Below are 22983 nucleotides of genomic sequence, written 5' to 3'. Positions count from 1 at the left end.
TTTTCCGAATGTGCTGTTGCGACTTGCTATCGCACACGTTATAGCATAACGCAATTGATGTAATAACATTACAATTGTAATTCAAGCGGAGTACGCCGATGAAATTCGCGATGGCCCTTACCCTCGCAGTCCCCGCCATCTTCTTTGCCGAGGCGGGCAGAACGGCGGATGCGCCTGTCGTGGTCACCTCGATCAAGCCTGTTCATTCGCTGGTATCGGCGATCATGCAGGGCGTCGGCACACCGGAACTGATCGTTGATGGCGCGGCCTCGCCGCATACCTACAACATGAAGCCGTCGAACGCGCGGGCGCTGCAAAACGCCAAAGTAGTGTTCTGGGTCGGCCCCGGGCTCGAAGCGTTTCTGGAGAAGCCTCTGGAGGCGATCGGGTCAGACGCCATCGTCGCCGAGCTCGACAAGGCGCCGGGTCTCACGAAGCTCAAGTTCCGCGAAGGCGGCGCTTTCGAGCCGCACGATGACGGCGACCATGACGGCGACCATCATCATGATGGCGATGGACACGATCATGCCGACGCAGATCATGACCACGATCATGGAGCGTTCGACACGCATCTCTGGCTCGATCCGCAGAATGCAAAGGCGATGGCTGCCGAGATCACCACTACTCTCGTCGCAGCCGACCCCGCCAATGCCCTCACCTACCAGGCCAACGCCAAGACACTGGACGACAGGCTAGACGCGCTGGACACGGAAATTTCAGGCATCGTGTCACCGGTCAAGGACAAACCGTTCATCGTCTTCCACGATGCCTATCAGTATTTCGAGAACCGCTATCATGTGCGTGTCGCCGGCTCGATCACCGTCAGCCCGGAAACGATCCCCGGCGCCGAACGCATTGCCGAGATCCACAAGAAGGTCGGCGAACTCGGCGCCACCTGCGTGTTCGCGGAACCGCAGTTCCAGCCGCGATTGGTCGATGTGGTGATCGAGGGAACGAAAGCGAAAGCCGGCGTCCTCGATCCCGAGGCCGCCACGCTCGACGCCGGGCCGGACCTCTATTTCAACCTCATGCACGGCATCGCCAACAGCATGAAGGAGTGCCTTTCGCGGGAAAGCTGAGATGGCAAGGGCGGTTGCAGGACCCGCCCTGCACCAGTCTGCCCACGAGCACAGCGTCCTACGGAAGCCTGCAATTGGCGTCCGATTGAATCAGAAGGGCGGCATTTAAGCCGCCCTTCACATGGTGACGTCAGCGCTTAGCGAATGACGATATTCGCGACCACGCCGTTGACCGAGCCGATGAGCAGGAAGTCGTTATCAACCTGTACCCAACGATAGCCGCGCGGCGGAGCCGACAGGCGGTAGCGATGATAGTCGCGTACGTCGCGCATATGGCGGCGCTCCGCCTGCGTCATGCGATGGCCGCGCGACCACTTGTACTTCGTGACGTGAACATCGCGCTCCACAACAACCGGCCGACGATGATCCTGGGCGCTTGCTTCGGTCGTTGCCAGCAGCGGAGCGGCAATCACAGTCGCGGCGAGAAGGAGGGTGGTGATCTTTTTCATTGGGAGGTTCCTCGTGTTGAACACGCCCCGAACCTAGGCCCAAAAAGATGAACCGAAACTGAAACTTAGATTAAACTTCTGTAATCATAACACATACTTAAAAGCATATACTAAATTAAAAGATTCGATATCGCCCGGTTTTCCGGGCGATATCGGACCGCTCGATCAAAGTTCGTCGTAGTTGAACCAGTCGAAATCTGCCGTCTTTGCGCGCCCCGACGTGTCGAAGGCGAAGACCCCGGCGAAGGCGCCGGTAAACGAGCCGTGCTCGCCGCGCCCGCCTTCATCGGAGACGACGCCGGCATCGAGCACCGGACCGATCGGCTGCCACGCCCCCGTGCCTTCCGTCTGCCAGAAGAACTGCAGGTCGTTGTCCCGGATTTCCATGGAAAGCTGAACGCGCCCCTCAGCCGGAAGCGCAACGCCACTGCCAGCCGGGAAGTCGAGCCGGCTGTGCGGATAATCGCCATTGCAGGAAAGGATCGTGACGCACCGACCCAGCTTTTCATGCAGGGTCACGGCAACCGCGTGGAATTTGTGCCGGTTATAGTAGTGAGTTAAGCCTGCCACCTGCTGATAGGTGTCGGGATCGAACTCCACTACCGTTTCTGCCCTGAAACTGTGATGCTCCTGGCGCCGGGCGACCAGCGACTGCTCGAACCACGAACCGACGCTTTCGCGGGCAATGAGCCTCAGATGACCGGGACGATCGGTCAGGTTGAAGATGCGCTCCGGCTTCGGCGTACGCAGCCACTGGAAATCAGACGGCAGCTTGCCGCCATCGAAACTGTATTCGCTGCGCACGGGCTTCTCGACAAGAACCGCGCCGTTCAGTCCCGGAACGGTGACATCGGGAACGGTGGTACCGTTTTCCAGATAGAGCCAGCCATCCTCTTTCCAGACGCACTTCTGCAGGCTGGTTTCGCGACCGAGCGTGCAGCGGCGCTTCGGCGGCAGCGGTCGGCCGCAGAGATGCGTGTGATAGAAACGGCCATCCGGCGTTTCGACATACTGGCCGTGCCCTGCCCGCTGGAGAACGGCCTCCGGATGATCCTTCGCGGTGATGAGGTGCTTGTTCGGATGCATCTCGTAGGGACCGTCGATGGTGCGCGAACGGGCCATCGTCACGGCATGATCGTAGCCGGTACCGCCTTCGGCAGTCGTCAGGTAATAGTAGCCGTTGCGCTTGAAGAGATGCGGCCCTTCGACCAGACCGAGTGGGCTGCCGGCGAAGATGTTCTTGATCGGCCCCTTCAACGATTTCGTGGCCGCGTCCCACTCCTGCATGAGGATGCCATCGAAGGCCGGCGACTTCGGTGCGCCGCCGAAGCTCTCGGTGCGGTGGTTCCACTGCATGTTGAGGAACCACTTGCGACCGTCATCGTCATGGAACAGCGACGGGTCGAAACCGGAGGAATTCACGTAGACCGGCTCGGACCAGTCGCCCTCGATCGTTGGCGAGGTCACGATGTAGTTGTGCGCGTCCTTGAAATTGCCGTCGAAGCGCTTGACGTCGGTATAGACAAGCCAGAACAGCCCATCGGCGTAGGACAGACAGGGCGCCCATACGCCGCAGCTGTCGGGATTACCGCGCATATCGAGCTGCGACTGACGCTCGAGCGGACGGCGCACCATCGTCCAGTTCACGAGATCGCGCGAATGATGGATCTGGACGCCGGGATACCATTCGAATGTCGAGGTGGCGATGTAGTAGTCATCCCCGACACGGCAGATCGATGGGTCGGGGTTGAAGCCCGGCAGAATAGGGTTGCGGATCATGGTGAAGTCTCCTCCCTGAAATACGCGCGCAACTTGCGGCACGTACATCAAAATTCAATAGAAAGACGCCCGGAAGGTCGTTCCGGGCGCTTCGGTTTATTCGCGTTCTGCTGACTTTGCCCAGAGATTGATGTCGGCCTCGCGGGCGTAGCCATCGATCTCCGTAAGCTCCTCCGCGGTGAAGTCGAGATTGTCGAGCGCCTTCACGCAGTCGACGATCTGCGACGAGCGGCTGGCGCCGATCAGCGCCGAGGTCACACGGTCGCCGCGCAGCACCCAGGCGATCGCCATCTGCGCCAGCGTCTGGCCGCGGCGCTCTGCGATCTCGTTGAGCTTACGGATGTTGTCGATGATCTGAGGACGGATGAAGTCCTTCTTGAGGAAGTGGTTCTGGGCCGCACGGCTATCGCCAGGAATGCCGCCGAGATACTTCGTCGTCAGCATGCCCTGCGCCAGCGGCGAGAACACGATCGAGCCCATGCCGACGTCGTCGAGCGTATCGAGCAGCTTGTCGTCCTCGACCCAGCGGTTGAGCATGGAATAGCTCGGCTGGTGGATCAGGCACGGCGTGCCGAGATCCTTGAGGATGGCAGCGGCCTCGCGGGTGCGCTGCGAATTATAGGACGAGATGCCGACGTAGAGCGCACGGCCGGAGCGCACGATATGATCGAGCGCACCGCAGGTTTCCTCCAGCGGCGTATCCGGATCGAAACGGTGCGAATAGAAGATGTCGACATAGTCGAGGCCCATGCGCTTCAGGCTCTGGTCGCACGAAGCGATCAGATACTTGCGGCTGCCCCACTCGCCGTATGGGCCCGGCCACATGTCGTAGCCGGCCTTGGACGAAATGATCAGCTCGTCGCGCAGGCCTGCAAATTCGGTGCGCATGATCTCGCCAAAGGCGGTTTCGGCGCTGCCGGGAGGAGGACCGTAGTTGTTGGCGAGGTCGAAATGGGTGATGCCGAGATCGAAGGCCGTGCGGCACATGTCGATCTTGCGGTCATGCGGCGTGTCGCCGCCGAAATTATGCCAGAGGCCGAGGGAGACGGCCGGCAGCTTCAGGCCGGAACGGCCCGTGCGGTTATACTTCATCTTTGAATAGCGGTCGGAAGCCGGTTGCCAGCTCATAATTCTGATCCTTTAAGCAAAAAGGCGCGGGCTCATCGCCCGCGCCGGACCATAGTCTTTTGGTCGCTTACTTCAAGAGCGCCTGTGCCTCTTCGATGCCGAGAGCGGCCGGCTGCGTGCAGGTCGTCGTCAGCTCGATGAAGCGGCCCTCTTCGCCCGATTTCAGGATCGACGTCATGACGTCGACGCCGTGCAGCGTGCGATCGAGCGAGCAACGAGCATCGCGGCCCTCGATGATCGCCATCGCCATGTCGGCAAGACCGGCCGTGCGGTAGTTGGCGCGCGGTCCCTGCGGGCTCTCCTGGTTGAAGATGCCGAAGGGATGCTCCCAGCCGTCGAGCGGCTTGATGTCCTTGTCCGTGCCGCTTGCCTCAACGACGCCGCCGAAAAAGTTCGGATCCGGCACGTAGAGCGAACCCTCGGTACCGTAGAGCTCCATGTTGGCATGGCGGTGAGACCAGACGTCCCAGCTCGCCGTCAGCGTGACAGTCGCGCCGCTGACGAATTCCAGGATCGCCTGGATCGTCGTCGGCGTTTTCACCGGGATGATTTCGCCATGACGCGGCTGGCTGGTGATTGTGCGGGTTTCGGACGCCATGGACGTCATGGCGCCGACACGCTTCACCGGACCGATCAGGTTGATCAGGTTGGCGATGTAGTAAGGGCCGAGATCGAGGATCGGGCCGCCGCCGGGCAGGAAGAAGAAGTCCGGGTTCGGATGCCACATTTCCATGCCCGGGCTCATGACATAGCACGCGCCAGAGGTGACGCGGCCGATGCCGCCTTCGTCGATATACTTGCGGGCGAGCTGATGCGCACCACCGAGGAAGGTGTCAGGCGCGCAACCGACGGAGAGGTTCTTCTCCTTGGCGATGCGGCGCAACTCCTCACCCTGCTCGAGGGTGAGAACCAGCGGCTTTTCCGAATAGACATGCTTGCCGGCTTCGAGGATCGCCTTCGAAACCGGGAAATGCGCGTCCGGGATGGTCAGGTTGACGACGACGTCAACCTCGTCATTGGCGAGAAGCTCGTCGATCGTCTGCGCCTTGACGCCGTATTCCTCGGCGCGTGCCTGGGCAGCCTGCACGTTGATATCAGCGCAAGCCACAACCTTGAGCCCCTTGAAAAGCGGGGCCAGCGAAAAGTAGGTGGTGGAGATGTTGCCGCATCCGATGATGCCGACGCCAAGTTCCTTGGTCATGATGTGCCTCAGTAGGTCTTGAAGGATGCGATCGAGCGGGTGATCAGGCGATCGACATCGGCCGGATTGTCATGCTCGACGACGTAATGTTTGGTCTTGGTGCCCTTGAGAGCCGCAATGAGCTTTGCCCAAGGCAGAGTGCCGTGGCCGACGTCTGCCCAGCCATCCTCGTTCTTGTTCTCGCCTGCAGGCGCGATGTCCTTGACGTGCGCCGAGGTGATGCGCGATCCGAGCTTCTCGATCCATGCAAAGGGATCGGCACCGCCACGAACGACCCACGCGATGTCCGCTTCCCAGGAAATGTCAGGCGCGCCTTCGAAGATGCGCTCGATCGGCAGCGAACCGTCGGCGAGCTTCACGAATTCGAAGTCGTGGTTGTGCCAGCCGAACTCGTAGCCCGCATCCTTGTACGGCTTGCTCATTTCCTGCAGGCGCTTGCCGAATGCCAGCCAGCCGGCACCATCGGTCGGGCGCTGCTCGGCGGCGAGATGCGGCGCATAGATCGAATCCATGCCAAGGGTCTTGGCAATATTCAGCGACTTCTTGACTTCGCCGTCCAGGAAATCGGGGCTGAAATGGCCGCTCGCCATGACAAGACCGTTCTTGTCGAGTTCCGCCCGCAGGCTGTTCAGGCCGGCATCGTCGAGATCGGCGTAGATGCCACCGAAGCCTTCGACTTCCTGATAGCCGGCCTTGCCGAGCTTTTCAAAGATCGCCGAATAGGGCTGGAAGTTGCGGGCGCTGTAAAGCTGGAAACTCAGTTTCGTCATCATTCCTCCTCGGGCCTCGTGCCCATTACATTTCAGTCAGGATCAATCCACGGACTGACAGGATTGCAGGTCGTAGAAACGGAAATCCGGTAGTGCGCCGCCCTCGAGCGGCTTTGCCGGGGTGAAGGTGATGCGGCGCGTCTCGCCCGCCGCCAGATCGAAGGCATTGTCGGAATACTTGCCGTCGGTATCGGTCTCGATCATCACGAAGAGAGCAAGACCCTTCGCGGTGACGTTGAGGCAGACAGAGCCGTCTTCCTCGACATATTCGTGCGTTACCATCAGGCCCGCAGGTTCGAGCTCCAGCGCCTTGTAGGTGCCGTGCACGTAGTGCCCCTCGCCGCCCATGCCATTCGATGCCGTGAAGCGCCAGGCAAGCAGCGTGCCTGCGGGGATCTCCGAGACGTCGATACTGGTGGCCGTCACGGCTGCGTCAGGGGTGCAGACCGCCTGCACATCCTTCAGGTGCTTGCGTTCGCCCTTCATGTCGATAACGGAGATCGACAAGTCGACGCTGACTTCTGCGAGCGTGTCGTTGACCAGCGAGAAACGGATCTGCTTGCCGTCTTCCGATGGGATGGCGGCAACCGCCACCGGCTGGAAGAAGCGCTTGACGAGATAGTGCATCGCCTTCCAGCGCCCGCCGTAATCAAGGCTCGACCACGAGGCCACCGGCCAGGTGTCGTTGAGCTGCCAGTAGATCGTGCCCATGCAATGCGGCTTCAGCGACCGCCAGTATTCCACCGCCGTCTTGATCGCTAGACCCTGCTGGATCTGGCTGAGATACACGAAGTTCGGGAAATCCTTCGGGAAGCGGAAGTAGCGGAACATGGTGCCAGCAATGCGCTCGTTGCCGCCCGCATTCTTCTGGTGCAGTTCCATGACGGGCGACGCGACGTTCATGTCCTTGGCATCGGCATAGGTCTTGATGACGGGCAGCGAGGTATAGGACTGGAAGCCGAATTCCGAGCAGAAGCGCGGCCGCACCGAGCGATAATTGTCGAACGACTTGTTCTCGTGCCAGACCGACCAGTAGTGCATGTCGCCGGAACCGTCGGCATGCCAGGCATCGCCGAAATCGAGATAGCCGGATGCCGGGCTCGACGGCCACCAGATCGCATCCGGGGCTGCCTTCTTCATCGCCTGCTCGATCACCCGGTTCAGGCGATCGTAGGAGACGAGATAGCGGTCGCGGTCCTTGCGCGATTCCTCGAACCAGGTCAGCGCGCCCACAAGCTCGTTGTCACCGCACCAGAGCGCGAGCGACGGATGCGAGTTCAGGCGGCGGACCTGATAATCGACCTCGAGCGAAACGTTATCGAGGAAATCTTCGGTCGAGGGATAGAGATTGCAGGCGAACATGAAGTCCTGCCAGACCATGAGGCCGAGCCGGTCGCAGAGATCATAGAAATGATCGTGCTCGTAGAAGCCGCCACCCCAGACACGGATCATGTTCATGTTGGCCGATTTGGCCGACTGCAAGAGATCCTCGGTCTTTTCGGGCGACGAGAGCGAAAACAGCGCATCGGCAGGGATCCAGTTGGCCCCACGGCAGAAGATTTCGCGGCCGTTCACCTTCAGCGCGAAACGGGCGCCAGCAGCATCCGGCGTCGTGATCAATTCGACGGTGCGAAGACCGATCTGCTTGGTGACGGCATCCGATGGCAAATCGACCGTCAGCGCATAAAGCGCCTGGTCACCGCTGCCGGCCGGCCACCAGAGCCGCGGCTTCTCGATTTCGAAGACATGATTGACGACCGTTTCGCCGGCTCCGACACCAACGTCGAGACGAACGCGCTCGCCATCGAGCAAGAAATGTACCGGCACGATGCCCGGGTTCTTGGCAAATAGTGTTGCGGTAACCTGCAGGTTCACGGAACCGTTGAGATTGTGTACCTGCCGCGTCGTAACGTGCTCGATGCGAGCCGTTTCGAGCTTGCGCAGCGCGATCGTCCCGTAGAGGCCGAGCGGAGCGATGGCGATGTTCCAGTCCCAGCCGAAATGGCACTGCGGCTTGCGCAGCATGTTGCCGTTGGGGATCGGCGAGTTGCCCGTCGAATAGGGAATGTAGAAAGGCTGCCTGGCCTGCCGGTCGGCGCCCGCCGCGATGCTTGAATGCAGGACAATGCGAATAACGTTGTCGCCGGCCTTCAGCTGGCCGCCGACATCAGGTCGATAGCGCCGGAAGCTGTTATCCGCGAGCAAGACCGGCGAGCCGTTGATGAAGACAGCGGCCACCGTATCGAGGTAGTCGATGTCGAGATACCAGTCGCCATCCGGCTCCGACAGCGTGAAACTGCGCTCAAGAACCCAGTCGCGATGCGCCACCCACTGGATGACTTCCTCGTTACGGCCAAAATAGGGATCCGGAATAAGCTCGGCGGCATGCAGCGCAGTGTGAACATCACCCGGCAGTGTAATCGCCGTCGTAACTTCGCCATCGGTTGAGCTGAGAGTCCACGATCCGGAAAGGTCGAGGTTGAACCCGTTTGTCGGCAAGGATGTCATAGCATTATCCTGATCGAGCCGCGCTTGGGAATGCCCGCACACGCGAGCCGCAGCCGAACTTGGTGGCCAGATGGCCGATTGGACGAACGGGCGGAACCAGAGCTCCGCCCGCATTGCGGTTTCTAAAGGCGCAGCTCGGTCTCGGCATCGAAGATTGACGCCAAGGACATATCGAAACCGAGCTTGACGGCCGTGCCGGGATTGAAGCGGCGCGCGCCATTGATACGCACCGACATCGTGTGGCCGGCGTGCTTCAGCCAGAGCAGGTTGTCGGCGCCCATCGGCTCTTCGATGTCGACGGTCGCATCGTGAACCTCGGCACCGAGGTTCTCGTTGACCTTCACATGTTCTGGACGAACGCCGAGGATGACCTTGCGACCAGCCTGCAGCGTCTCCGGCGTATCGTACTCGGCGACAGAGAAATTAACGCCATTGGCGGTGAAGAACGTCTGATCTCCCTGCATGGTGATCTCTCCGCGCAGGAAGTTCATCGACGGCGAACCGATGAAGCCGGCAACGAAGAGATTGCGTGGCTTGTTGTAGATCGTCGTCGGATCGGCGAGCTGCTGGATGATGCCGTTCTTCATGATCGCGATGCGGTCGGCTAGCGTCAGTGCCTCGATCTGGTCGTGGGTGACGTAGATCATCGTGTTCTTCAGCGACTGGTGCAGGCGCTTGATCTCGACGCGCAACTCCGAACGCAGCTTGGCGTCGAGGTTCGACAGCGGTTCGTCGAAGAGAAACACGTCGACATCGCGCACCAGTGCACGGCCGATCGCCACGCGCTGGCGCTGGCCGCCAGAAAGCTCGGCCGGCTTGCGCTTCAAGAGCGGCTGGATCTGCAGGATCTCGGAGGCACGTGCCACGCGCTTGTCGATCTCCTGCTGCGACACCTTGGCCACCTGCAGGCCGAAGGAGAGGTTCTTCTCGACCGTCATCTGCGGGTAGAGCGCATAGGACTGGAACACCATGCCGATGCCGCGGTCCTTGGGTTCTTCCCAGGTGACGTTCTTGCCCTTGATGAAGATCTGGCCGTCGGAAGCGTCAAGCAGGCCGGCGATGCAGTTGAGCAGGGTCGACTTGCCGCAGCCGGACGAGCCGAGTAGCACGAGGAATTCCCCGTCATTGATTTCGAGGTTGAGGTCCTTGAGAACGCTGACCGCGCCGAAGTTCAAAGACAGATCGCGGATGGAAACACTTGAATTCATGGATCAGCCTTTCACTGCGCCGGCGGCGATGCCACGGACGAACAGACGTCCCGAGACGAAGTAGACAACGAGCGGCACGAGACCCGTCAGGATCGTTGCGGCCATGTTGACGTTGTATTCCTTCACGCCCTGGACGGAATTGACGATGTTGTTGAGCTGCACGGTCATCGGGTAGTACTCCGGCCGCGTGAAGACCACGCCGAACAGGAAGTCGTTCCAGATGCCGGTGACCTGCAGGATCATGGCGACGACGAAGATCGGCAGCGACATGGGCAGCATGATCTTGAAGAAGATCTGCCAGAACCCCGCCCCGTCGATGCGCGCCGCCTTGAAGAGTTCCTGCGGCAGCGATGCGAAGTAGTTGCGGAACAGCAGCGTCAGGATCGGCATGCCGAAAATGCTGTGCACGATGATGAGGCCGGTCAGCGTCCCGTAGATCCCCATTTCGCGCAACACGATAACGATCGGATAAATCATTACCTGATAGGGAATGAACGCACCGACGACGAGGATCGCGAAGAACAGTTCGGATCCCTTGAAGCGCCAGTTGGCGAGCGCATAGCCGTTCACAGAGGCAATTGCGATAGAGACAACCACTGACGGAACGGTGATGCGCACCGAATTCCAGAAGCCGCGCGAGAGACCGTCACAGTTGAGACCCGTGCAGGCCGTCGCCCAGGCCTTCACCCACGGCTCGAAGGTGATTTCGACAGGCGGCGAGAAGATGTTCCCGAGCCGGATTTCAGGCATCCCCTTCAGTGACGTGACAATCATCACGTAAAGCGGAAGCAGGTAATATGCGGCGGCAACGAAGAGCGTGCCGTAGAGCATGATGTTGCGCGGAGAAATGACCCGCTTCGGCTTCGGGCCGCTTGGGCCGGATACGGACTTGCCGGACGCGGCAGTGTTGAGAGCAATAGCATCAGGCACGTTTACGCCCTCCGAATTCCAGATAGGCCCAGGGGATGATGATGATCGCAACGGTGATCAGCATCATGGTCGAGGCGGCGAAGCCCTGCCCCAGATTCTGCGCCTGGAACATGTAGTCGTAGACGTATTTGGCGGGAACTTCCGACGCGATACCGGGACCGCCCGATGTCTGCGCCACGACGAGGTCGTAGACCTTGACGATGCCGCTCGCGATGATCACGAGCGTCGTGATGAACACCGGCCGCATCATCGGAATGACAATGAAGAGATAGGTCTTCCACATCGGGATGCCGTCGACGCGCGCAGCCTTCCAGATGTCTTCGTCGATGCCGCGCAGACCGGCCAGCATCAGGCACATGACAAGTCCCGTGCCCTGCCAGAGAGCAGCAATCAGGATGCCGTAGATGACGATGCTTGGCGTATAGAGCGGATCGAAGGTGAAGCTCGACCAGCCGAGCGCACGGACAACGGACTGTATGCCGAACTCCGGATTGAGCACCCACTGCCAGACGAGGCCCGTCACGATGAACGAGAGAGCAAAGGGGTACAGAAAGATCGTACGGAACGTGTTCTCGAACCGGATCTTCTGATCCATCAGGGCCGCGAGCACGAAGCCGATCACAAGGCTGAAGATCAGGGAGAGAACGCCGTAGACGGCAAGGTTCTCGATGGAAACGATCCAGCGTGGAGCAGCCCAAAGGCGCTTGTACTGATCGAAACCGACGAAGCTCAACCGCGGAAGGAGCTTCGAATTGGTGAATGAGTAGAACACCGTCCACGCCGTGCCGCCGAGAAAAATGACCAGCGCGGTCAGGATCATGGGGATGGATGCAATCTTCGAATTCAGATTGCGCAGTAGTTGATTTGGCCGGCCTGCTTTCGCTTGACCCGTCATTGTAATTCCTCCTGAATCGCAATTCCTCTGTGATCCAGAGCGGCAACCGTCTGCCGGCCGCCTCCTCTTCTCACTCCCGTTCCGGGACAGACCCGTGCGTCAGCACGTGTCAGTCCCGAGCGCTGCTGCCACCCGGATCACGATGGGAGTTCCGGGAAATCCGGCCCCGTCAAACGGAGCCGGATCGCAACAACATCGGAATGCGACGATCAGTCAGCAGAACCGATGATTTCAGCAAAGCGCTTCTGAGCGGCTTCCGGCGTCATCGACGGATTTGCGAAGAACTCGGAGAAGAGGTCTTCCTTCTGCTTCTGGCTGTCTGCAGAGAGGAGCTGGTCCGTGCCCTGGATGACATTGCCCTTGGCGAGGATGTCCAGACCCTTCTTCATGCAGTCGTTGGCAGCAGCGAGATCAACGTCGCCGCGAACCGGCAGCGAGCCCTTCTTCAGGTTGAAGGCAACCTGAGTCTTGGGGTCGAGCAGCGTCTTGGCGAGAACGTCCTGCGCCTTCGACTTGTCAGCGTCCTTGAGCTTCGGGAAGTAGAACGCGTCGCCGCCAGTGGAGATGATCTCGTTCACGCCGAGGCCCGGAAGGCAGGTGTAGTCGCTACCGGCCTTCTGACCAGCCAGCTGGAACTCACCCTGCGCCCAGTCGCCCATGATCTGCCCGCCGGCCTTGCCGGTAATGACAAGATTGGTTGCCTGGTTCCAGTCCTGAACGTTGCTGCCCTTCGACATCTTGCGAGCGTCGTCCGCAGCCTTGAAGACCTTTGCAATCTCCGGACCGGCAGCCGCTTCGGCATCCTTGTCCTTGAACACCTTCAGGAAGGTGTCCTTGCCGGCGATCGCCACCATCAGCACGTCGAACGCGCCAGCGGCCTGCCACGGCTGACCACCAACGGCGAGCGGCACGATGCCGGCCTTTTCAAGCGCCGGAGCCGCGGCGACGAATTCGTCCCAGTTCTTCGGCACTTCGACGCCAGCCTTCTTGAAGGCTGCATTCGAGAGCCACAGCCACTGCCAGGAGTGGATATTGACCGGGGCGCAATAGATCTTGCCGTCGATCGTGCAGGAATCGAGCAGGCTCGACGGACGGATGATGTCCTTCCAATGCTCGGCGGTTGCGACGTCGGTCAGGTCCCGCATCAGGCCAGCTTGGACCAGTTCTTCCGCCTGGCGACCATGGTTGAACTGCGTGGCGCCCATTGGGTCACCGCCGGTGATGCGGCTGATCATGATCGGACGTGCGGTACCACCGGAACCGGCGATTGCGCCGTCGACCCACTTGTTGCCGGTCGCATCGAATGCCTTGGCGAGTTCAGCCACGGCAGCAGCTTCGCCACCGGACGTCCACCAATGCGTGACTTCAAGATCGGTCGCGTTCGCCGCACCGAGCGGCAGCACGACGGAAGCGGCAAGTGCAGCCGCCATCAAACGAAAATTCATGAGTTCTCCTCCCTCACTGAAACGTTGCCGGAAAAACTTAGTTCAATCGATATTTGGGTGCAACAGCCATACGCGAAATTTTTCCCGTTGCCGGCCATTTGCTACCATTGCCTGTCAAACTGCCTCGTATTTCGACAATGTGCCACAGGGACAGGTGGCGAATCTCGCGCTTGCACAATTTCCGTATTTATATGATTTTTATACATATTTATGAATCGCCTTAAGATCCTTGCGCTTACCCGTGCTCGCACCTGCAAAAAATCCGGGCAAAAATCCTAGTTTCAACCAATGAGAGTACACGTCGTGCGTTTCTGAAAAAAGACACTCGACATTTGAACTGTATCGTTACAGATTTTGCTTCTTCAGAGGGGAGGAGCAGCTTTTGCGCTCATTGTGCTTACAGCGCTTCGAAAAGACACTAAGCGGACCAAAATCGCGCAGGACGGCCTAGAGGGATGGAAAACAAAGCAAATTTTGCAGGGGTGGCGTCCGAGGCAACTCGAGAGCGACCGACACTCAAGACGATTGCCTTCATGACGGGGCTTGGCGTCACGACCGTGTCGCGGGCGCTCAAGGATGCTCCTGATATCGGCGCGGAGACCAAGGAGCGCGTTCGCATGGTCGCCCGCCAGCTCGGCTACCAGCCGAACAGGGCGGGCGTGCGCCTGCGAACCGGCAAGACCAATGTCATTGCGCTGGTTCTCAGCATCGATGAAGAAATCATGGGCTTCAGCAGCCAGATGGTGTTCGGCATCTCGGAAGTGCTGACCGGCACGCCGTATCACATCGTCGTTACGCCGCACTCCCACAGCAAGGATCCGATGCTGCCGGTGCGCTACATCCTGGAAACGGGGTCTGCCGACGGGGTCATCATCTCGCGCATCGAGCCCGACGATCCGCGCGTCCGCCTGCTCGCCGAGCACAACATGCCGTTTGCGACGCACGGGCGCACCGATGCCGGCCTCACCCATCCCTTTCACGACTTCGACAACGAGGCGTTTGCTCATCAGGCGGTTGAAAAGCTCGTCGGCAGGGGCCGCAAGCGCATTGCGCTCCTTCAACCGCCGAGCAAGCTGACCTACTACACACATACCCGCATCGGCTTTCAGACCGGACTGCACGACTACGGGGCCGAGGAAGTACCGCTGCGCGTCACGATCGATAACCCGCTGGAGGAAATCCGCAACGCCGTCGAGGCGATGATGCGCGCGCCCAATGCGCCGGACGGAATCGTCTGCTCGGCCGGAAGCGCTGCCATCGCCGTCAACGCCGGCATTGAAGCCGCCGGCAAGCGGCTTGGCGTGGACGTGGATATGGTCTCAAAGGAATCGGCGCCGATCCTCAACTGGATTCGCCCGGAGATCATCACCGCCTATGAGGATGTTCGCCATGCCGGTCGGGAGATGGCGAAGGCTGTCATCGCGCGCATCGACGGGATTGAGCCAGAACTGCTGCAAAGTATCAGCCAGCCGGTATGGTCGCGAAAGGGCAAATAGCTCATCGTCAAGGCAACGCTATCTGCTGGCGCTAGAATACGAGCAATCACGGTGGAGATTCACTGGACATGACCACGGCACTGCTGATCATTGACGTTCAAAACGCCATTCTTGCGGGAAAGAGCAGTCCCGACCGTCAACCCATCATCGATGCAGCGCTGAACGAAACCGTTTCACGCCTGCAGTCGTTGCGTGCCGAAGCCCACCGAGTCGGCGCACCCGTTGTCCTCGTGCAGCACGACGGCGATCCCGGCCATCGGCTGGCTGTCGGCACTGACGGCTGGGCGATCCGACCAGAACTTTCGCCAGTCAATGGCGACACGGTTGTTCACAAGAAGAGCTCGGACTCGTTTTTCGAAACGGATCTCGCCGACAGGTTGGCAGAGCGCAACGTCACGCATCTCGTCGTCGGCGGCTGCATGACCCAGTTCTGCGTGGACACGACGGTCAGGCGTGCGGTGTCGCTGGGCTACAATGTCACGCTTGTTGCCGATGGGCACACGACAGCCGACTCGGACACGCTGAACTTCGCCGACATCGTCGCGCACCATAACGAAACCCTAGACGATTTCGATGCTGGCAGCGCCCGTATCCTGGTTCGTCCGATCGAGGACATCCGCTTCTGATGCGATTAGCCAGCCGAGCGATCCCGGCTGGCAACTCTCAGCAAACTTAGAATGTGGCCGCACCACTGCCCCATGGGCCGTGGTGGAAGTCCTTGCCGTCGAGGCGATCGAAGCCGTGGGCGCCGAAGAAGTCGCGCTGTGCCTGGATCAGGTTAGCGGTGCCGCGGCCCTGGCGATAGGCATCGAAATAGGTCAAAGCCGAGGTCAGGGCCGGAACCGGCAGGCCGGCCTGCAGAGCGGCACCGACCACACGCCGCAGGGCCGGCAGCGATTCCTTCACCATGTCGGAGAAGGCCGGCGTCACGATCAGGTTGGCCGCATCCGGAGCCTTGGTGAAGGCCGAGGTGATCTCGTCGAGGAACTGCGAGCGGATGATGCAGCCGGCACGCCAGATCTTGGCGATGACAGGCATCGGCAGCGACCAGTTGAACTCGCGCGAGGCTTCCGCCATCACCGCAAAGCCCTGCGCGTAGGCACCGATCTTGGCAGCGAAAAGCGCCAATTCGAGATCCTTGTCGAGGTCCGGACCGTAGGCGATCGGGAACGTGTATTCCGGCTTGCCGAAGATCTTCTCGGCCGCCTCGCGCTCGGTCTTCATCGATGACAGGCTGCGAGCGGCGACAGCCGCTTCGATTGCGGTGGCCGGGATGCCCATATTCTGGGCTTCGATGGCCGACCATTTGCCGGTGCCCTTCTGACCCGCCTTGTCGAGGATCATGTCGACCATCGGGCCGCCGGAGACCGGATCGCTGGCGGCCAGCACCTTCTCGGAGATTTCGATCAGATAGGAGTTCAGGCGGCCCTTGTTCCATTCGCCGAAGATACCACTGATGTCCTTGGCGCTCTTGCCAAGCCCGTCGCGCAGGATGCCGTAGATTTCAGCGATCATCTGCATATCGGCATATTCGATGCCGTTGTGGATCGTCTTGACGAAGTGGCCGGCACCGTCATTGCCGAGCCAGGCGACGCACGGATCATCGTTGTACTTGGCGGCAATCGAGGTCAGCACCTTCTCGACGCGCTTCCAGGAGTCTTCGGTGCCGCCGACCATGATTGAAGGACCATGACGCGCACCTTCCTCGCCACCTGAGACGCCCATGCCAATGAAGGTCAGGTCGGTGTTTTTCAGGCGATCGAAACGGGCGATCGTATCGCGGAAATTGGCGTTGCCGGCATCGATCATGATGTCGCCCTTGGTAAGGTGCGGCCGCAGCGCCTCCATCTGCTGGTCGACGGCCTCGCCGGCCTTGATCATGATGATGATCGGGCGTGGCGGGCGGATCGCCTCGACGAACTCCTCGATCGTCTTGCAGGGAATGATCTGCTTCTTCAGATCACCGGCGCTTTCGTAGAACTCATCCGTTTTCTCAGGAGTACGGTTGAAAACAGCAATCTTGTTGCCTTTTTCCGCAATGTTGAGCGCCAGGTTGGAACCCATGACGGCAAGGCCGATCAGCCCGATTTCTGCCTTTTCCACGATACACCTCCAATGAGTCAATTTGGACCGGTGTTGTGGCACTCTCTGGCTCAAACGGCAAGTTCGATTCGCCTTCGAATTGGGCCTCGTATTGCCGGCATTCCAAACTAAGCCATATTCCCTCGTAGCATCGCAGGAATGGGAACGATGAGCCGCACAGCAGCACAGGAGGCCGCCGTTTTGGCGTCACGCGCCGGTTGGTATAGGGAGTATGCGCCGACGCCCGTGCTTGCAGCTCATTTTCACTGCCTGTGGTCACACGATATCCACGACGGCCCCGAGCTCAGGATTGCCATTGTGCCGGACGGCTACTGCGACATCGTCTGGATGGGTGGCAGACTTGTGGTCGCGGGGCCTGACCGGAGTAGTGCCTTCCCATCGATTGCCGGCGGAGAAAGGATCGTGGGGGCTCGGTTCGCCCCGGGCGCAGCGGCCGACTGGCTCCGGGTGCCACTATGCGAGATTGTCGGCCAATCCATTCCTCTGGAGAATTTCTGGGGCGCAACGGCGCTACGATTGAATGAACGGCTGGGAGGCTGTGCGGAACCGTACGAACGCCTGCTGCAGTTGAAGACCGCACTTCAGCAGGCGGCCACCAGACATACGGCACCAGCCAGTGACATGGCATCGGTATTTACGCGAGCGAGCGACCATTCGCAGTCAGGGAGCCTCGCCGATGCGATGCTCGACGAACTCTCGATCGGCGCCCGCCAGCTTCGCCGGCGCTGCCATACCCATTTCGGCTATGGGCCGAAAATGCTCGCTCGAATTCGCCGCTTTCAGGGAATGCTCGGTCTATGTCGAAGTCCGAAGGCCCTCCCACTCGCGGAACTGGCCGCAGCGGCTGGCTATGCGGATCAGGCTCACATGACCCGCGATGCGCGCGAAATTTCGACACTGACGCCAATGCAGCTCCAGCAGCAATTGGCCGGTTGAACGTCCGTTTTCTTCAATACGAAAACGGACATTCTGCTATTTCCATTTAGAACCACGCAGGAAAGCGCCATGTCTACGATGACCGCAAAGATCGTCCACCGCTCCATCGACCGGAACTGGCGTGATGTCTATGCCTTTGCCGCGGCGCCTGAAAACATGCCGCTGTGGGCTTCGGGCTTGGCGTCCGGGCTCGAACGCAGTGGAGATGACTGGATTGCCACCGGCACACTCGGTGCAGTCAATGTCAGTTTCGTCCCACACAACGAGTTCGGCGTCATCGATCATACCGTGACGATCGAGAGCGGCTTGCGGGTCTATAACGCGCTCCGCATCGTGCCGAATGGCGACGGCTGCGAGATCATGTTCACGTTGTTACGCATCCCTGGCATGACTGATGAGCAGTTCGAGGCCGATGCCGCCCATATCGCGAAAGATCTGGCGGCACTGAAGGCATTAATGGAAGCATAGGGGGAAATCATGGCCACACCAACGGACAACCGACGCATCGATTACGTCGAATTCAATGTCAACAACATCGAGGCTTCGAAAGCGTTCTACGGCAAGGCTTTCGGCTGGTCCTTTACCGACTACGGCTCGGAATACTGCGAATTCGATGATGGACGGCTCAAAGGCGGCTTTACGACATTGGGCACTCCGCGGCCCGGTGGAGCTCTCATCGTCCTCTATGCTGACGATCTTGAAGCCGCCCTTTCAAGTGTGGAAAGCGCCGGCGGAACCATAGTGAAGCCGATCACCGGATTCCCCGGCGGACGCCGGTTTCACTTCAGTGATCCGGATGGGTATGAACTCGCCATCTGGACGAAGAGCTGATCACGCCGCGACGGTGGACGCTGTCGCTCCAGCGTGCTGTAGAACGATCAGAGCTCCAATGACGGTTCCCGACGAATCGCGAAGCGGTGACATACGGCAGCGAACAGTCCTCATGGCGGCGCCATCGCGACGCTCGTACGCATAATCGCTGCCACGTCCGGCAAAACATTCGTCGAGCTTCGCCTTCGCCCCCTCGTAGAAGCGCTTTTCGCCGATGAACTCGATCAGATGACGCCCAATCATGTCGATCGGCTTCCGGCCGAGATATGCCGAGTTCACGGTGTTGGAATAGAGGTAGCGATAGTCTCGCGTCAGCACGGCGACGCGGTCCGGCATTGCATCGAGGATTGCAGCGTTCAAGAAGTTGCCGTTGTCGACATTCGGCGTAAATGCGAAGGGATCGGCGACAGGCAGCCGTTCCACCGGAGGCATCCGCCACCGCGGCGTCGCACTACCGAAATACTTGTCCATCAAGGACGAGAGCAATCCGACATAGGCGCGCACGGACTCGCTGTCTTCGGCATACTGCTCGATAAGGCAGCCAACAAATTCGAGCTGCATGTGAACTTCGAGAACTGTCGTTGCCGGATGCGCAAGGATCGCATCGACAAGTGGCTCGACCGAGCAATCGAGTACGCTTACGCGCAGATCATCCCCCGCAGCGATGGCCGCGTCGATTTGCGCACAACACAACGAAAACGCCCGAAAAAGTCCCAGCAAGACGCCTCCAAATACATCCTCTAAAAGAATGCCACCGAGATCGGCCGAGCTTTGCATCATGCAAGTTGAAGCCGCCGGTGTCCGGCCACTCGCCTTGATGGAAATTCGTAACATGACGCTCGTTCACATTCAATGAATGCACATCACTGTTTTTCAATGACAAGATGTAGGGATCGCCAGAGCGTTTACTTCAGGACGTCGTGCTTTATCTTCCAGCGGTCGTGATACCAAAGCCATTGCTCAGGATATTCTCGAACCCAGCTTTCCACCTTGTCGTTCAGGAGCTGCGCAGTCGCGACCATGTCGAGATTGCCGTTGGCATCCCGCGGCATCTCAAGCTTCGGCTCTATCTCCAGCCGATAGCGATTTCCCGGAAGCCGAATGCAGCGTGCCGGATAGACGTCGCAGTTGAACTGCCGGACGAGCTTGCCGAGCAGCGGATTGGTCCTTACGTCGAGGCCGAAGAACTTCGTATTCAGTCCCTTGCCGAACTTCTGGTCAACCAGCACGCCGACGCCCTGCCCCGCTTCCAGCTGCCGGGCCAGCGCGAACGAGGAACCAGCGTGAGATGGGACCAGCTTGCCCATGCGGGCGCTGCGAAAGTCGAAGACTTTCTGCGCGACATAGGGATTGTTCGGTGGCCGGAAAAGGACGGACACATAGAGACCGAACGCCGCACCGGCCACCGGCAAGAGTTCGAAATTGCCGGTATGCCCCGTGAATACGATAAAGGGACGCGGATTTTCGAGTAGGTCAATGAAGATCGGTATCCCCGAGACTTCAACCCGGCCCGGTTCTTCGCTCTGATAGTCGAAATCGAACAGTCGGTCGAGGAACACGTACTCTGCAGCAAGCCGCCCCATGTTGCCCCAGCTCGCTAAGGCAATCTCCTCAATCTCAGCATCGCCCTTTTCGGGAAAGGCATTGCGGAGATTGGTCAGCATCAGCCGGTGACGTTTCGTGCGCGGACCGAGCTTGCGGGTCAGCCAATCCGCGAAGTTGATCGCACCGTCAGCCGGGAACAGCTTCAGGAAGTTCAGGAAACCGAACATCGCCTGGGCGATCAACCACTGGCGAAAGTGGATGAGAGCCAGCACGATCTTAGTGATGAAGAGCTTCAAGGGCTCAATCCATCTTGAGGATGATCTTGCCGAAGATCTGACGCGATTCCATGCGCTCCAATGCCCGGTCGATGTCATCGAATCGGACTTCAGTATCGATGACAGGATGCACCAGTCCGCGCCCCATTTTTTGCATGGCGTTCGCCATGTTCTCCATGCGGCAACCGAATGAGCCGAGCAGCTTCAGCTGCTGCTGGAAGAGCATCATCAGGTTCATGTCGGTGGAAACGCCGGACGTCGAGCCGCAGGTCACGAGGCGGCCGCCGCGCTTCATCGACAGCATTGAGCCTGCCCATGTGTCCTTGCCGACGTGCTCGAAAACGACGTCGACGCCCTTCTTCTTGGTCAGCTTGCGCACAACGCCTTCGAAGCGGTCCGTGCGGTAGTTGATGACGTGATCGGCGCCGAGTGCCTTGGCCTTCTCGATCTTGTCGTCGGAGCCGACAGTCGTGATGACAGTGCAACCGATCTTCTTGGCGAGCTGAATCGCTGCCGTGCCGATACCGGAGCCGCCTGCGTGCACGAGGATGGTTTCGCCCGGCTCCAGCTTGGCGTTGTCGAACAGCATGTGCTCGACCGTTCCGAAGGTTACCGGAGCGAGTGCGGCCCCAATGGCGTCAACGCCCGGAGGTGCCGGGACGAGCAGGCGTGCTGGCAGATTCACCTTCTCCTGCGCAAAACCGTCCAAATGGAAACCATGAACGCCGGAGACATGCTCACAGAGATTGTCGCGTCCCTCGCTGCACGGACGGCAGAGACCGCAGGTGCGGGCGCCATAGATCGATACAAGCTGGCCGGGTAGGACGTTGGCAACGCCTGGCCCGATCGTTTCGACGACGCCTGCAGCTTCCGCGCCGATCACCAGCGGCATCTTGCGCTTCGCAAACGCCATGCCGCGCCAGCCCCAGACATCGATGTGATTGAGGGCAACGGCCTTGACACGCAGCGTAACCTCGCCCGGGCCGGGCGCATCCGGTTCCGGAAGGTCGGTGATCTCAAGCTTGCGATCGTCAATCAGTTGCAAAGCGCGCATGGCAAAGTCCTTCGCCGCGAAGGCGTTCTATCTCGATGTTTTGTCGGGAACCGATTAAGCCGGTTCGAGCGCCATGACAAGGCTGGCATTCTGCCCGCCGAAGCCGAAGGAGTTGGAAAGCACGGCGTTGACCTGGCTTTCCCGCTTCTTGTTTGGCACCACGTCGATAACGATCGATGGATCGGGGTTTGTGTAGTTGATCGTCGGCGGTAGCGTGCCGGTCAGCATCGTCTGGAGCGAGAACACCGCTTCCACCGCGCCTGCAGCCGTCAGAGTGTGGCCGATCATCGACTTGTTCGACGACAACGGAATGGACGCCATCCGCTCGCCGAACACAGCCAGCATGGAGGCATATTCCATCTTGTCGTTCTCTGGTGTCGACGTGCCGTGGGCGTTGATGTAGCCGATGTCGCCCTCACCCATGCCAGCGTCGGCCAGCGCCGCGCGGATCGTCGCGATCGCGGGTCCGCCATCAGGCGATGAACGTGTACGATGGAAGGAGTCGGCCTTCTCGCCGGCACCCTTCATGATGCCGAGAATCTTGGCGCCACGCGCTACCGCCGCCTCCAGCGACTCCAGCACCAGCGTAGCAGCACCTTCGGCGATGACGAAGCCGTCGCGATCCTTGCTGAAGGGCTTGGAAGCCTTGGTCGGCGGATCGTTCTGGGTGGAGAGCGCCGACAGCAGCGAGAAGCGGATCAGTGCCTCTGCGCTTACAGAACCATCGGTCGCGACCGCAAGCGCCCGCGATGTGCGCCCCTGGCGGATCGCTTCTATGCCGAGCTGGATGGCAGTCGCGCCAGACGCGCAGGCCGTCGACAGTGTGACCGGCAGGCCGCGTGTGCCGAAGCGGTCGGCCAGGCGCTCGGAAATCGCTCCGAACAACGATGCCTCATGGAAAGCCGCATCCGGACGCTGGCGCATGGCAGCCAGGAACCGGTCGTAGGCATCCCCGGCGTGATCGGCCGGCGGCGAACGGTCGGCGAGATCGAAGCGTGCGCTCCATTCCGGTTCGATCGGCGGCGCCGCGAGAAATAGCGGACCGTCGAAATCGCCACTGATGCCAGCATCGGCCAGCGCTTCGATCGTGGTTTCACGCGCGAATGCGTAAGACCGCTCCACGGCATTGGCGACCGGAATGTCGATAAAGTCGACGGTGCCGGCGATGCGGGTCGACAGTCCCTCGGTCGGAAAGCGCTCGATGGCGTGAATGCCGGAGGTACCGGCGGTGAGTGCCGCCCAGTTGTCCTTCAGGCCCTGCCCCAGCGAAGTAATGATACCGACACCCGTCACTGCGACGATCGGACGGCCGAGGTGATCCTTGTAAGCCGAATCTTTCATTTGCACACTC

The 22983-nt window shown here is 60.0% G+C and carries 21 protein-coding genes; 6 read left to right on the top strand and 15 right to left on the bottom strand.

Going from position 1 to position 22983, the window contains the following annotated elements:
• Positions 1-98: 98 nt before the first annotated feature.
• Positions 99-1079 carry a zinc ABC transporter substrate-binding protein ZnuA gene (znuA, locus tag FHT77_RS18195; RefSeq protein ID WP_183756332.1) on the top strand — a complete coding sequence of 327 codons (981 nt, stop codon included), beginning with the start codon at positions 99-101 and terminating at the stop codon, positions 1077-1079.
• A 137-nt stretch (positions 1080-1216) separates the two neighbouring features.
• Here znuA and FHT77_RS18190 read toward each other — a convergent pair whose 3' ends face one another.
• The 10 genes from FHT77_RS18190 to FHT77_RS18145 all read right to left on the bottom strand — a co-directional run bounded on the left by FHT77_RS18190 (position 1217) and on the right by FHT77_RS18145 (position 13392).
• Positions 1217-1528, bottom strand: coding sequence for an RcnB family protein (locus tag FHT77_RS18190; RefSeq protein ID WP_183756331.1), 312 nt, complete (start codon positions 1526-1528; stop codon positions 1217-1219).
• Positions 1529-1693: 165 nt separating this feature from the next.
• A complete protein-coding gene (locus FHT77_RS18185) occupies positions 1694-3307 on the bottom strand; it encodes a glycoside hydrolase family 43 protein (protein ID WP_183756330.1) in 1614 nt (537 codons plus the stop codon).
• 96 nt (positions 3308-3403) lie between these two features.
• Entirely contained in the window at positions 3404-4435 is a 1032-nt protein-coding gene (mgrA, locus tag FHT77_RS18180) for an L-glyceraldehyde 3-phosphate reductase (protein ID WP_183756329.1), read from the bottom strand.
• Between the two features lie 67 nt (positions 4436-4502).
• Positions 4503-5636, bottom strand: coding sequence for a Gfo/Idh/MocA family protein (locus tag FHT77_RS18175; RefSeq protein WP_183756328.1), 1134 nt, complete (start codon positions 5634-5636; stop codon positions 4503-4505).
• 8 nt (positions 5637-5644) lie between these two features.
• Positions 5645-6406: a sugar phosphate isomerase/epimerase family protein gene (locus FHT77_RS18170; RefSeq protein WP_183756327.1), complete on the bottom strand. Its 762-nt coding sequence runs from the start codon at positions 6404-6406 to the stop codon at positions 5645-5647.
• Positions 6407-6448: 42 nt separating this feature from the next.
• Positions 6449-8914 (bottom strand): glycoside hydrolase family 2 protein, encoded by a 2466-nt coding sequence (locus tag FHT77_RS18165; protein ID WP_183756326.1) that lies wholly within the window; start codon positions 8912-8914, stop codon positions 6449-6451.
• A gap of 122 nt (positions 8915-9036) precedes the next feature.
• Entirely contained in the window at positions 9037-10122 is a 1086-nt protein-coding gene (locus FHT77_RS18160; RefSeq protein ID WP_183756325.1) for an ABC transporter ATP-binding protein, read from the bottom strand.
• Between the two features lie 3 nt (positions 10123-10125).
• Positions 10126-11052, bottom strand: a complete 927-nt coding sequence (locus tag FHT77_RS18155; RefSeq protein ID WP_183756324.1) for a carbohydrate ABC transporter permease — start codon at positions 11050-11052, stop codon at positions 10126-10128.
• Positions 11045-11947, bottom strand: coding sequence for a carbohydrate ABC transporter permease (locus tag FHT77_RS18150; protein WP_183756323.1), 903 nt, complete (start codon positions 11945-11947; stop codon positions 11045-11047). The genes FHT77_RS18155 and FHT77_RS18150 overlap by 8 nt, the downstream gene beginning before the upstream one ends.
• Positions 11948-12156: 209 nt before the next feature.
• Positions 12157-13392 carry an ABC transporter substrate-binding protein gene (locus FHT77_RS18145; RefSeq protein ID WP_183756322.1) on the bottom strand — a complete coding sequence of 412 codons (1236 nt, stop codon included), beginning with the start codon at positions 13390-13392 and terminating at the stop codon, positions 12157-12159.
• A gap of 455 nt (positions 13393-13847) precedes the next feature.
• Between FHT77_RS18145 and FHT77_RS18140 the strand changes: the two genes are divergently transcribed.
• Complete coding sequence (locus FHT77_RS18140) at positions 13848-14888, top strand: LacI family transcriptional regulator (RefSeq protein ID WP_183756321.1); 1041 nt, start codon at positions 13848-13850, stop codon at positions 14886-14888.
• A 68-nt stretch (positions 14889-14956) separates the two neighbouring features.
• A complete protein-coding gene (locus FHT77_RS18135) occupies positions 14957-15514 on the top strand; it encodes a cysteine hydrolase family protein (protein WP_183756320.1) in 558 nt (185 codons plus the stop codon).
• 46 nt (positions 15515-15560) lie between these two features.
• On the opposite strand, the gene gndA is transcribed toward FHT77_RS18135, so the two are convergent.
• A complete protein-coding gene (gndA, locus tag FHT77_RS18130) occupies positions 15561-16991 on the bottom strand; it encodes an NADP-dependent phosphogluconate dehydrogenase (RefSeq protein WP_183756319.1) in 1431 nt (476 codons plus the stop codon).
• A 147-nt stretch (positions 16992-17138) separates the two neighbouring features.
• Between gndA and FHT77_RS18125 the strand changes: the two genes are divergently transcribed.
• The 3 genes from FHT77_RS18125 to FHT77_RS18115 all read left to right on the top strand — a co-directional run bounded on the left by FHT77_RS18125 (position 17139) and on the right by FHT77_RS18115 (position 18758).
• On the top strand, positions 17139-17927 hold the full coding sequence (locus FHT77_RS18125) for a DUF6597 domain-containing transcriptional factor (RefSeq protein ID WP_183756318.1): 789 nt from the start codon (positions 17139-17141) through the stop codon (positions 17925-17927).
• Between the two features lie 69 nt (positions 17928-17996).
• On the top strand, positions 17997-18395 hold the full coding sequence (locus tag FHT77_RS18120) for an SRPBCC family protein (RefSeq protein ID WP_183756317.1): 399 nt from the start codon (positions 17997-17999) through the stop codon (positions 18393-18395).
• A gap of 9 nt (positions 18396-18404) precedes the next feature.
• The gene (locus FHT77_RS18115) at positions 18405-18758 is read left to right on the top strand and encodes a VOC family protein (RefSeq protein WP_183756316.1); all 354 of its coding nucleotides are present in this window, start codon (positions 18405-18407) and stop codon (positions 18756-18758) included.
• Here FHT77_RS18115 and FHT77_RS18110 read toward each other — a convergent pair whose 3' ends face one another.
• From FHT77_RS18110 to FHT77_RS18095, 4 genes are all read right to left on the bottom strand, one after another.
• The gene (locus tag FHT77_RS18110; protein ID WP_183756315.1) at positions 18759-19478 is read right to left on the bottom strand and encodes a PAS domain-containing protein; all 720 of its coding nucleotides are present in this window, start codon (positions 19476-19478) and stop codon (positions 18759-18761) included.
• 185 nt (positions 19479-19663) lie between these two features.
• Entirely contained in the window at positions 19664-20599 is a 936-nt protein-coding gene (locus FHT77_RS18105) for a lipid A biosynthesis lauroyl acyltransferase (protein WP_183756314.1), read from the bottom strand.
• A gap of 4 nt (positions 20600-20603) precedes the next feature.
• Entirely contained in the window at positions 20604-21632 is a 1029-nt protein-coding gene (locus tag FHT77_RS18100; protein WP_183756313.1) for a zinc-binding dehydrogenase, read from the bottom strand.
• 54 nt (positions 21633-21686) lie between these two features.
• Positions 21687-22973, bottom strand: a complete 1287-nt coding sequence (locus FHT77_RS18095) for a beta-ketoacyl-ACP synthase (RefSeq protein WP_114712928.1) — start codon at positions 22971-22973, stop codon at positions 21687-21689.
• Positions 22974-22983: the final 10 nt, after the last annotated feature.

The sequence above is a fragment of the Rhizobium sp. BK181 genome, assembly GCF_014193305.1.
Classification (GTDB): Bacteria; Pseudomonadota; Alphaproteobacteria; order Rhizobiales; family Rhizobiaceae; genus Rhizobium.
The sequence above is the reverse complement of the archived record's forward strand: the minus strand, read 5'-3'. Positions and strand labels throughout refer to the sequence as shown.